At 35.1% G+C, this 13,013-nt stretch carries 9 protein-coding genes; 7 read left to right on the forward strand and 2 right to left on the reverse strand.

Annotated elements, in window-relative coordinates:
• Together ACW6OJ_RS04750 and ACW6OJ_RS04755 are read left to right on the forward strand one after the other, a co-directional pair.
• A partial coding sequence (locus tag ACW6OJ_RS04750) for a cell wall-binding repeat-containing protein (protein ID WP_456095908.1) occupies positions 1–697 on the forward strand: 697 nt, incomplete at its 5' end.
• Positions 698–779: 82 nt separating this feature from the next.
• The gene (locus tag ACW6OJ_RS04755) at positions 780–4,736 is read left to right on the forward strand and encodes a S8 family serine peptidase (RefSeq protein WP_456095909.1); all 3,957 of its coding nucleotides are present in this window, start codon (positions 780–782) and stop codon (positions 4,734–4,736) included.
• 113 nt (positions 4,737–4,849) lie between these two features.
• Here ACW6OJ_RS04755 and ACW6OJ_RS04760 read toward each other — a convergent pair whose 3' ends face one another.
• Positions 4,850–5,356 (reverse strand): dihydrofolate reductase, encoded by a 507-nt coding sequence (locus tag ACW6OJ_RS04760; RefSeq protein ID WP_455104216.1) that lies wholly within the window; start codon positions 5,354–5,356, stop codon positions 4,850–4,852.
• Positions 5,357–5,451: 95 nt separating this feature from the next.
• Complete coding sequence (locus tag ACW6OJ_RS04765; protein ID WP_455104217.1) at positions 5,452–6,285, reverse strand: thymidylate synthase; 834 nt, start codon at positions 6,283–6,285, stop codon at positions 5,452–5,454.
• A 269-nt stretch (positions 6,286–6,554) separates the two neighbouring features.
• On the opposite strand from ACW6OJ_RS04765, the gene ACW6OJ_RS04770 reads away from it, so the two are divergent.
• The 5 genes from ACW6OJ_RS04770 to ACW6OJ_RS04790 all read left to right on the forward strand — a co-directional run.
• The gene (locus tag ACW6OJ_RS04770) at positions 6,555–8,417 is read left to right on the forward strand and encodes a cell wall-binding repeat-containing protein (protein ID WP_456095910.1); all 1,863 of its coding nucleotides are present in this window, start codon (positions 6,555–6,557) and stop codon (positions 8,415–8,417) included.
• Between the two features lie 195 nt (positions 8,418–8,612).
• Complete coding sequence (locus ACW6OJ_RS04775) at positions 8,613–9,806, forward strand: iron-containing alcohol dehydrogenase (RefSeq protein ID WP_455104219.1); 1,194 nt, start codon at positions 8,613–8,615, stop codon at positions 9,804–9,806.
• Positions 9,807–10,076: 270 nt separating this feature from the next.
• Positions 10,077–10,916, forward strand: a complete 840-nt coding sequence (locus tag ACW6OJ_RS04780; RefSeq protein ID WP_456095911.1) for a hypothetical protein — start codon at positions 10,077–10,079, stop codon at positions 10,914–10,916.
• Positions 10,917–11,121: 205 nt separating this feature from the next.
• Positions 11,122–11,820 carry an MBL fold metallo-hydrolase gene (locus ACW6OJ_RS04785; protein ID WP_456095912.1) on the forward strand — a complete coding sequence of 233 codons (699 nt, stop codon included), beginning with the start codon at positions 11,122–11,124 and terminating at the stop codon, positions 11,818–11,820.
• A gap of 69 nt (positions 11,821–11,889) precedes the next feature.
• The coding region (locus ACW6OJ_RS04790) for a PHP domain-containing protein (protein WP_456095913.1) at positions 11,890–13,013 on the forward strand (1,124 nt) is incomplete at its 3' end.

The following is a 13,013-nucleotide window of genomic DNA, read 5'->3' on the forward strand; positions in this document are numbered from 1 at the left end:
AGAGTTAAAAAGACTAGGGGTCAGTGAAGTAAGTATAATTGGTGGTTATAATACTATCAATAGACAGGTTACTGATGAATTGAGAGCTATGGGTATCAGTACTGAAAGAATTTATGGTAGCGATAGGTATGATACAGCTATAGAATTAGCTAAGAAAACTGGCTCAGATCTTAAGAAGCTGGTTATAGTGAATGGAGTTAATTATGCTGATGCTATTTCTATATCAGGTTATTGTGCTCAGAATGACTACAATATGATTTTAACGAACGGCAAGAGTTTGTCTGATAATGATATGTCATTAATAAAGAAGTCTGATGAGGTAATTATTGTTGGTGGAGATAAATCTATATCAAATGATCTGGAAAGAAAAATAGATATGATTGCTAAAAAAACAAGAAGGATTAGTGGATATGATAGGTATGAAACTTCATTAAAATTGTCAGAGGAGCTGTACACGAAGACTGATGAGATACTTATGGCAGCCGGTGATAACGATAAAATGACAGATGCTCTAGCAGGTTCTCAGTTAGCTGCTAATAAGAAAGCACCATTACAATTAGTTTCAAATTATATGACTTCAAGACAGAAAAAATATATTGAAGACAAGAAAATAAGTAGTGCTACTATTCTTGGTGGAATAAACTCAGTTGGAAGGTCAATGAGAGAATCAATAAAGTCATTAATAGTAAAGGATTAATAATATTGATACTAATATTTGAAAAATATTTTACCATAGGATACAATTTTGTATCCTATGGTGAAGTTAGGAGGCATTACAAGTGCAAAATAAAATGAAAAAATCTTGTCTGAGTCTTATTTTGGCTACTAGTATGATAATGGCAAATTTTAGTACTAGCGTTATAGCTCATAAACCGCTAGAAAAAATCATACAGGTAAAAGGAATGTCATATGATGATGTAATCAGTGATGCCTTAAGGGCAAAGTTAAATGGAACTAGTGACTATATAGATTGCATGGTTTATTTTAAGGATGATACATCAAATGAGGATATTCAAAAACTTAGTAAGACCATAAAAACAGAAGAGAGTAAAGATGATAAAGATAGGAAGGCTGTTATAGCTCAGTTATCTCAGACAGCTATTGAAAGTCAAAATGGCATATTGGATTGGTTAGAAGAGGAAAAAGAATCTGGAAATGTAAAGAATTATGAAGGATTTTATATCATAAATGCAATACATTTGAAAGCAAAGGCGAATTTAATAGAGAAATTAGCATCTTATCCTAAAGTAGATAAAATAGATGTAAATCAGAAAATTCAAGCTGAAAATCCAGTTGACAAGCAACCAAGTAAGGTAGAATCTGACAGGGATGAGATAGAGTGGAACTTGAAGAACATAGGTGCTGATTTAGCTTGGAATCAGGGAATAAGAGGCCAAGGTGTTACGATTGGTATTATGGACTCAGCGGTAGATGCTAACCACCCTGCCTTAAAAAGAAAATTTAAAGGTTATGACCAGTCAAGTGATAGGGTTAACTTCAATGACAGTAATTATTTTGATGCCATTCAAGGTAAGCAGGATACTAGTGGTGTTCTTGATATGGCCCATGGAAGCCATTGCACCGGTATAGTACTGGGTTCAGAATTAAACTCAAATGGTGAGGAGTTTAATAGGGTAGGTGTAGCACCTGATGCTCAATGGATAAATGCCAGAATATTTGATAGTAATTACAAGAATGTTGAACAATCAAGTTTTATAAAGGCCGCTGAATGGATGTTAGCACCAGGAAACGACCCGTCTAAGGCACCTCAAATAATCAATAATTCATGGGGTGGTTCACAGTATTTGACAGATACTTGGTTTAAATCAACTGTGGATAGGTGGAGACAGGCCCATATATTACCTGTATTTGCAGCAGGTAATCAGATGCCTGGAGAATCATTACCTGGCGAAAGCAGTATAGTTATACCTGCATCATATCCAGAATCTTTCGCAGTAGGGGCGGTAGATATAATGGGCAACCTAGCTTCATTTTCAAAAAGAGGGCCATCTCTATTTGATACAAGCCTTATAAAGCCAGAAATTTCTGCTCCTGGTGTTAAGGTAAGGTCAAGTATCAAAGATACTTATGCCTATATGAGTGGTACTTCAATGGCAGCTCCTCATGTAGCCGGTGTTGCAGCCTTGGTAAAATCTGCCAAACAAAATCTAGATGATAGGGAGATACAAAAAATATTGGAAGAAACTGCAACTCCTAGGACCGATTCTTACTACAAAACTACACCTAATAATGGATATGGCTATGGAATTGTCAATGCTTATGCTGCAGTCGTAAAGGCAATGGATAAGGAAATAGGGACTATTAGGGGAAGAGTAATGTCTGACGGAAAACCAATAGAGGCAGAGATAAGTGTAGAAGGTACAGATATTAAGGTTAAGAGTAACTCCACAAGTGGTGAATTTTTCCTTGTATATCCATCAGAAGGTGATATAAAAATATCTTGCAAGGCATTTGGATATAATTCTATAGACAAAACAATTAAGATTAATAAAGAAAATACAACACATGTAGACTTTGATATGATAAAAAAACCTACAAGAAATTTAGAGGGTAGTGTCAGTGACAAATCAGGCACAAAATTATCTGATGTGAATGTATATTTGGTAGAAGATGCTACAACTGAGATTGAATTAACAGGAAATAATGGTAGGTTTAGTATCAAAGATGTTCCAGTAGGTGAATACACACTCAGAGCCTTTAAGCATGGTTACAAATTCTATGAAAAAAAAGTAATGCTCGATGAAAATTCAAGTGATTTCGACATAAGCTTGGAAGACAAGAATAATTTAGGTGACGTTGAACTATATTATGATAATGGTAAGGAAAACGAGAGTGGAAAAAACCAGATTGTTGGTATAAATGGTGATTTAGGTGTAGCAGTTTCATTCAAGCCAAAGAAAAAAGCTACTTTGAGTAAAGTAAAGGTTAGGTTTGCTAGCGATATAGAGAATACGGGAACTTCTGCTATGATTTCTGTCGTGAAATTCGACAGTAATAAACGTATAAAAACATTATTAATGCCGGTAAAAGTTAGACATTTGAATGTCTTTGGAGATACTGAGATAGATTTAGAAAAGTATAATATACAGGTAGACGGCGAATATTATGTTCTAATAGAACCAGATTATGATACGAATAAATCAATTGTGGTAGCTCTTGACAGAACAGCTAGCAATATGAAGAAATATTCATATCAAATCGACCGTGGCTATTTCAGGTCTTATGATAGTCTAGATAATAAAAAGGGTGCTCTAATGATAAGATCAGTATTATCATATGATGAGGGAGCCAGTGATATAGATTATGGTGGCCAGGATGATGATCAGAAGCAAAAAGTGCCTGATAAGGATAAAGAACCTGAAAAAGACAAGGAACCTAAAAAAGACAAGGAACCTGAAAAAGACAAAGGGCCTAAAAAAGATAAGGAACCTGAAAAAGACAAAGAGCCTAAAAAAGACAAGGAACCTGAAAAAGACAAAGAGCCTAAAAAAGATAAGGAACCTGAAAAAGACAAAGAGCCTAAAAAAGACAAAGAAATAGAAAAAGACAAAGAGCCTGAAAAAGAAAAAGAACCTAAAAAAGACAAGGAGCCTGAAAAGGATAAAGAATCCGAAAAAAATAAAGAGCCTAAAAAAGATAAAGAGTCTGAAAAAGAACATGAAAAAAATAAAGATCATAAAAATGGTAAAGAGTCTGTAAAAGATAATAAATCGGATAGTAGCTTTGAAAATGATGTGAAAAAGGCTATTGAGGATATGAAGAAAAAAGATGAACTAAATAAAAAGAATGAAGATGATAAGGTTAAAGAGAATAAATTTAGATCAGCTAAGATAAATAGAATCAGCGGAAATAATAGGATATCCACTGCCATAAACTTATCAAGAAATTACTTTGACCATGCTAATACGCTAGTATTGGTAAATTCTAAAGAATATCCCGACTCACTTACGGCTGCTCCATTGGCAAAAGCTTTGAAGGCACCAATTTTGTTAAATGATTCTAATAGACTTGATATGCATGTTAAAAATGAAATTAGAAGATTGGGAGTGAAAAAAGTTATACTAGTAGGTGGTAATAATTCTTTGAGCATTGGCCTTGAAAGAGACTTAAAAAATATGAATTTAGAGTTAAACAGGATAGCTGGAAAAGATAGGTATGATACATCTGCTAGACTTGCTAAGCAATTAGTCAAACTTACTGGTTATAGTGACAGGGCAATTGTTGCGTCTGGTGAAAATTTCCCTGATGCACTGACTGCATCATCAATTGCTGCTAAGGATGACCTTCCAGTATTATTGGTAAAATCAACTAGTATCCCTTATTACATTAATGAGGTAATGAAGGATATGGGAATAAAGAAAACAATATTGGTTGGTGGTAATAAATCAATTGGTAAGAATATAGAGTCTGAATTAAGGGCAGAGTATAGAATTGCTGGTAAAAATAGGTATGAAACTGCCAATCTTGTTAGAGAATATGGATATAAAAAACCAAAAAAAATATTCTTAACGACAGGTGAATCTTTTGCAGATGCATTAGTGTCATCGGCTTTGGCAGCTATGGAAAATGCACCTATACAGTTATTAAATCCGAAAAATAATTCAGATAATTATATAGACTTGACTAGTAGAGAAAACATTGAAGACATAATAGTTTTAGGTGGAGAAAAAAGTATTCCTGAACATATTGTTGATTTTTTTATAAATATTAAATAAAAATTAGCCTTAAGAGGTGGCTTGTACTTAGTATAAGCCACTTTTTTTGCATAAAAAAAGTCCCATTACAGGGCGGGACTTTTTTAGATTTTTTCCAGTTTTTTTATTTTATCTTATAAATTTCTATCATAGACTAGCCATTTATACCTAGGTGCTTTTTCAGGTATTATATAGTCTGATTCCGATACCTTAGTCCATAGGCAAGGATCAATCTGGGGAAAGAAGCTATCAGCCTCTACAGGACTATCTTCGTCTATTTCTGTAATATATAGCTTACTAGCAAGATCCATAAATTGCTTATAGACATTGTCACCACCACATATAAAAATCTTCTCATCCGGATGGTTAAGTGCATATTGGGCAACCTGGTCCTTTGAATGAAGGGTGAAGGCCTGATCATAATGGTCATTACCCCTAGTAAGTATTATATTCTTCCTATTCGGTAGGGGTCTTTTTGGAAAACTAAAGTAAGTTTTTCTTCCACATACGATAGTGTGGTTTAGGGTAGTTTCCTTGAAATACTTTAGGTCTTCCTTAAGGTGATAAAGCATATCTCCATCTATACCAATGGCCCTTGTATTTTTAGTCATGGCAACTATCATATATATATTATCTATCATATATTATCTCCTATTTTTATACTAAGATAGGATATGGTATTGGATTTACCATATCCTAAATATTAACACTTGTATAGGCTATAGGCCTATATTTACTATATGGCTAACTCAAATTGGAAGTTAGGTTTTACTGGATTATAGTTTTCCATTGTAAAATCATCTATAGTGAAGTCATAGAAGTTGGTTTTTTCTGGATTTAGGACCAACCTAACAGACTCATGTCCTTCCTGAGGGTCTCTAGCGATCATTTCCCTTATCTGGTCTACATGCCTATCATATATATGGGCATTATTTACATAATGGCAGAATACACCAGGTTCCAGGCCAACATGTCTTGCAACCATCATCTGAAGAGCCACATACTGGATTTTATTAATTGCATTGGCAACTGCTACGTCAGATGACCTCTGAATAAGAGTAAGGTCAAGGTATCCATCTCTTACAGACCACTGTGTTTCCATTGCACATGGGAAAAGCCCTGCTGTTTCCTCTAGGTCAGCCTCCTGGTATAAGTTAATTATATGCCTTCTACCATATGGTTGGTTCTTTAAATTTTCAAGTAGCTTGTCTATAAGCTTATACCTTTTGACAGTTGCACCGTATCTCTGACCAATAGTCCTGTCGCCTAAGTCCCATTCATCCCACCAAGTAATACCATACTTATCCCTTAAAAGATCAAGATTATTACTCTGGTCCTGGTATATCCATAATATTTCCTTAATGCCAGACTTCCATGCAACCTGTCTAAGTGTAACAATTGGGAGTTCACCCTTTGAAAGGTCATATCTTTCAAATACCTGGTTCACAAACATTGTATGTGATGGCGTACCATCAGCATATTTTGGTCTAACTTTTTCTCCTAGGGTATTGTTACCACTATTTAAAATATCATTGCAAAGTAATTTTAGATTATTATCTGCTATAGTCATCATTACCTCCTATAAAATACCTTTATATTCTAGATGTAAATACATTTCATAAAAACATATAATAATATTTTACCATATATTATCTAAAAGTATCAGTTATATTACATATTTTTTGCGTATACGTGAAAATATACCAAAATTTATATAAATTGTAATAGCAATGTTACTTGAAAATAATTTCATAAATTTATATACTAGAATTAGGAAATTATTTATAATTTATTACTCATTGTTTGTTTAATTTTATTGGAATTATGTGAGGTGTGTATATGAAAAAATTGGTGAGAAATACGGCTTTAATCATTGCAACAGGTTCACTAGTAGGAACTAGTCTAGCCCCGAGTGTATATGCTCAAGATGTAAGTAGTCAAAATATTAGTGGTAGTGATAGGTTTTCTACAGCTGTTAAAATATCACAGTCAGGATGGAACCAGTCTGAGACAGTAATCCTAACTAATGCTAATGCAGTGGCAGACTCCCTTTCAGTTGCTCCACTTGCAAGTAAACTAAGGGTACCAGTTCTTTTAACTCAAAGCAATGCCTTGAATGAAGCCACAAGGACAGAAATTTCGAGATTAGGAGCTAAAAAGGTACTAATTATCGGTGGACAGGACTCTATATCATCAGGTCTAGAGGATAGCTTGAAGGCTTCTTCGCTTGAGGTTGAGAGAATTCAGGGGTCTAGTAGGGAAGAGACATCACTAAATATTGCTAAAAAGCTTAAGGACCTAACTAGTGACAAGTTCCAGGCTGCATTTTTGGTTAATGGTCACAAGGGACTTGCAGATGCTGCAGGTATTGGAGCCATAGCAGCAAAAAATGGATCACCCATACTATTTACTTCTAATAGTAAGCTAGAAGCTACTAGGTCAGACTTGAGTCTCCTAGGTGTAGATAATGTTTATGTAATTGGGGGTAACCTTAGCCTAGTGGATGGATTTGATTCTATCGCAGCTAATGTAGAGAGAATAGCTGGATCTAATAGGCAAGAAACAAACCTTAAGATGATGAATAAATTCAGCCCAAACCCAGGGGTTGTATACCTAACAGATGACGGGGCAGTAAAGGCCAATAGACTTATAGATGCAGTCTTAATTAATTCAGGAATAATCGCTAGTAACGCCCAGGCAGGTCAAAAAGATAAGGATGCTGAGCAGGTAGGGCCAGCCCAGCCATCAAATTCATCAAACCTATCCGAGGGGGCAGTTGTCCTAGTTAATTCGAATACTGGTCTTTCCTTTAACCAGTATAAGACCTTATATAATATGTCAAGCTTGACAGGTCTTACTCAGGTTAGTGGAGGAGACACACTAGCCAATAGCATGGATATATTAGCTAGGCTAATGCAAAATAAGGGTAATGCCAAGGCTGACCAGGCCTTTGATAGCCTAATGAAGCTAGAGGGCCTAGTTGCTGAATACAATATTGATGGGACAAAGAAGCTGATTAGTGGTAGCCAGTTCCTACCTACAGCTAAAATGGATGCCAGCTTCAACCTTACTTATGACAAAACAAGGATGGAGTACCTATTAAAAAATATGGATAGTCAAACATTGGCAGACCAATCTGAAGATTCTTATGCCTACTGGAAAAATGGGGATGTTGTAATATCTAAGCAGAGCCAGGTAAGAAAGATGGATCTTGGCTATGAGTTGGATAGGTTATCTAGTATACTAAACTCCGGCATATCAACTTATGATATTAACCCTAAGTATTCAGTGACTAGTTCAAATGATATACCTGCTAAGGCGGTTAATATAGGTAAAAAATATGTTGAGATAGATATAAGTCAGCAAAAAATGTGGCTGAAAGAAAATGGCTATGATAGGCTTGTTACACCAGTTGTAACTGGTAATCCAAATAAGGGTATGGCAACACCTCCTGGCATATTTAAGGTAAATAAAAAAATGAAAAATGCTGTCTTAAGAGGACCAGGATACGCATCGCCAGTCAAGTACTGGGTACCATTCAATGGAAGCATAGGAATCCATGATGCGTATTGGCAGCCAGCATTTGGTGGAAGTAGGTACCTATATGCAGGATCACATGGTTGTGTGAATACACCGCTTTCAAATATGTCATACCTATACTCAAAAATCAGTGTAGGCACACCAGTCATTGTCCACAAATAACCTATACAAGTATAATATAGACAATGAATTATTAGTTTAATTTTACTGAATAAATAGCAAAAAATTCAGAAAATTTAACTTTTAATGTTTACAAATAATATATTAAGGATTATAATATTAGTAAGGACTTTGTTAGTATAATAACAATCTCCTTACTAATTTTTTTATTATTTTATATGTGGAGGTAATATTATTATGTGGGAAAAGGACATCAATATCAACGAAATCAGAGAAATTAGAACAAAGACTACTGCCTATGTTGGTGTAGGAGCTATAGAAAAATTTAATGATATAGCTAAAGAAATGTCAGACAAGGGCTTAGATAGTGTTCTTATCATGACAGGTAAAGGTGCTTATAAGAAGACAGGAGCTTGGGATGTAGTAGAAAAAGCCTTAAAGGATAATAATATTAAATATGTATTATATGATAGGATTACTCCAAATCCAGAGCATAAGGACGTTGATGAAGCAGTAGTTATGGCTAAAGAAATCAATGCAAAGGCTGTTATAGGTATAGGAGGAGGTAGCCCTATAGATGCGGCTAAATTTGCAGCTATTCTTCTAGAATATCCAGACAATAAGGCTGCAGACCTATGTAAGTTTACTTTAATTCCTAACAAGGCAGTTCCAGTAGTTGCTATAAACCTAACTCATGGTACTGGTACAGAAGTTGACAGGTTCGCAGTTGTATCAATACCAGAAGAAGAGTTAAAGCCTGCAATAGCATATGACTGTATATACCCAATATATGCAATAGATGACCCAGGTCTAATGACTAGCTTGTCTGAATTTCAGACTATGTCAGTATCTGTAGACGCTGTAAACCATGTATTTGAGGCGGCAACAAGTATAGTTGCTAATCCACTAAGTATTCTACTAGCAAAGGAAACAGTTAGACTAGTACATGACTACTTACCAAAGGCACTTAAGGATGGATCTGACCTAGAAGCTAGATACTACTTAGCATATGCTTCTATGATAGCAGGTACATCTTTTGATAATGGTCTTCTACACTTTACTCATGCTCTTGAGCATCCACTAAGTGCAGTAAAGACTAGCCTAACTCATGGTTTTGGTCTTGGAATACTTCTTCCTGCAGTTGTTAGGCAGGTGTTTGATGCTAAGAAGGAAACTATCCTTGAAGTATTTGCACCTATTTTTGGAGATAAGAAGGATATTAATGCTGTAGAGGCGGCTAACCTAGTTAGAGAATGGTTACATTCAATAGGTCTAACTCAGACTCTTAAGGATGAAGGCTTCACTGAAGCAGACCTTGATAAGCTTACGGACCTAACATTTACAACTCCATCTCTTGACGGATTATTGGCATGTGCACCAGTAGAAGCTACTAGAGAAGTTGTAAGAAAGATATATGAAGAATCACTTTAAGTTTATTATTAAAGAGGGCATTTGCCCTCTTTTTTTATGGAGTCATTTACTCACTAAAGACGTATATATAACTGAGAGGGTACAAATATTTTCCTGATTAGTAGTCCAAATCTCTACATTTTCTTATCAAATGTGATATAATAAAAAATAAGTTTCATTTGTAATTATTTATATGAATTGTTAAATTTTATGGAACTTTACTATACTGCCTTTAGATAAGTATGAAATTGACTATATACTTAAGACTAAATGCATAATTTGGAGGATATAATGAAAAAGGTAAATACTATAGAAATTACTGTGGATGTAAACAATAATATATTTGAGGTTGATGAGAAGCATGAGACAGGCCCAATAGACATGATTAAGATACTGTCACTTATAATAGGGGAGTATAATATGATGCTAATGAATGATACTGATGATATAGAAGCTGTAGATGTTTTAGCGGGAGATTTTAATAAGGTTCTAGATAGGGTCACAGACTTAGGTAGGGTAAAACTAAAAATTGAAGTCTACCAGCCAAATACTTTTATGACTAGTGACCAGGAAATATATGAGGTTGCCTACAACAAAAATATAAGCGGTGTGGACATGGTAAGTGTCTTGATAGTTGTACTAGAATTTATCAAGGACTCCTTGCTTGATTCCTTTGCCTTAAACTCAGATATAGATATGAAGTCAAGGGCTAAGGGCTTGAGTGAGCTTAACCAATTCAAGAAGACTCTTGACTATATTGAAGGCCTATCTGGAATATTAAGTATGGCTGGATATGTTTATAGGAAAAAGAGAAGCCTTAATATGGACTTTACAGAACTACTTGCTGGCGACATAGATAAGCTATCACATATTACAGGTGAAATGCTTGATGAGCTTTTAGAAAAATCTAAGAAGCTAGATGATGTAGATGAAAAGGAGGAACGTAGGTATGATGCACTGATGGAACTAAAAAAAGCACAGGCTAGTAATGAAGGCTTGAGTCATGATCATAGTCATCATATACATGGTTCTTGCTCATGTGGTCATGACCATAGTCATGATCATACACATAAGCATGGGGGTTGCTCATGTGGTAAAGATCATGGCAAGGGACACTCACATAAGAACTAGTCATACATAGACCTTAGACATTAATTTAAATATAATAAAGAGATTTGGGTGATAGTCTTTATGGATTGTCACCCTTTTAATTTGAAATTCACTTTCTATTATGAGATTTTTCATTGGCATCTAAGCTATATAAGTAGGTTTGGGGGTATAGATAAGAGAAGTCCTATATGGTATAATTTGTTTATAGAATTAAGGAGGATAAATTATGAATTTAAAATATATATATCACAGTGGATTTTTACTAGAATTTGAAAGAGCCTATATGCTTTTTGACTATTATAAGGGAGATATCCCTAGCCTTGATAAGAATAAGAAGCTATATGTTTTTGTAAGTCATTCTCACCCAGACCATTTTAATGAAGACATATTCGATATATTTAGAGACCATAAGGATGTGGAATATATCTTATCTAATGACGTAGTGCCTAAGAAGCAAGAAGATGCAGACAGGTCATATTCTTTGGAGCCAAACAAGGAATATTATTTTAATGAGTTGGGAGTGGAAACATATCTAAGCACGGACCAGGGCCTTGCCTTTATGGTTTCCTACAATGGGAAGACTATATACCACGCAGGAGACCTTAATTGGTGGACATGGGTTGGCTTTGAAACAGAAGAAGAGTATGATAGCCTTACAAGAAACTTTAAAAATGAAATAGATAAGATGGGACCTAGACTAATAGACATAGCTATGGTACCTCTTGACCCAAGACAGGGTGACCGCTTTGATTGGGGCATGAAGTATTTCATTGAAAAAACGAGACCAAGACACCTAGTTCCTATGCATTGTTGGAATAAGTTTGAAGTAATTGATAAGTTTAGAAGTAGGCACAAGGACCTACTAAGAGATATAGACCTAGTGGATACACATAAGATTCCTGCTGAGGGTATAAGCTTAGACTAGTACTTAAAATTAGAAATTTGATTATAATATTTACTCTTGAATTATCGTTAAAATAGGAAAGGAGTTTAGATGAAGCTTTGTGATTTTTTGATAAATATTGGTTTGGACAATAAAAATCTCATTGATGAATTTGATAAGATTAATATTGAAAAGTCTATCTTAGATAAGTCTACACAGATTTGTACAATCCATTTGGTTTCAGATGAAATTATAATGATTGACAGGCTTGCTAGGCTAGAAGATAAAGTAAAGAAAAAGCTCTGTCCACCACTTTCATCAGTAAGGCTGGAATGTAGGTTTAGAGGACTAGAAAAGAAGACTCTAAAAGATATAATGAAGTCATATTGGCCGAATATTAAGAAATTATTATATTCTAATGTACCCATCCTTTATGTTCATGAAGACCTTGAGCATATGACAAGGGGAAACTGTTTGAAGATTAAGTTACCGGAAGACTATATATACTTTAGGCTAGTAGACAAGAAAATAGACAAAAAAATAAAAGATATGGTTAAAAAGCAGCTTTCTAGAGATATTGAGGTTGAATTTGAGGTGGCTAAAAAGAACCTGAACATAGATGACTGGGATAATATCAATAAATTAATTGAAAACCTCGACCTTGAGCTTGAGGAAGTCCTATCTCAAATGGAGGCTGATGATAAGGAAGACACTCAAAATGAAGATGCCTATAAGCTTGATACTATTGATCCTAGAATGGTATACGGGAAGGATGTTTTTGCAGACCTTGTTAGAATTGGGGATATAAATGAGAGCTTTAGAACTGTGGCAATAGAGGGGGAGGTATTTCATACTGAGGAGGTAATCCTAAGGAGTGGTAAGTCCATGTATTCTATTTTTATTACCGACACAAGTGGAGCCCTGCTATGTAAACTACAGCTTAAGGACAATAATGTGGATATGGTAAAGAATGCCACAAAAAAGGGTTCCTATATAAGGGTAAAGGGAGATATTATAGTTAGCTCCTATACTGATGAAATAGAAATGACGGTAACTGGAATTAGGACCCAGGATAAAAAGTCAAGACAGGATACTGCCCTAGAAAAGAGGGTCGAGCTTCATGCCCATACCAAGATGTCAGCCATGGACTCTGTAGTCAGCGTAAAGAACCTTATAAACAAGGCGATAGAATGGGGCCACAAGGCAGTTGCAATTACTGACCACGGCGTGGTTCA

The sequence above is a fragment of the Peptostreptococcus sp. genome (genome assembly GCF_977045075.1).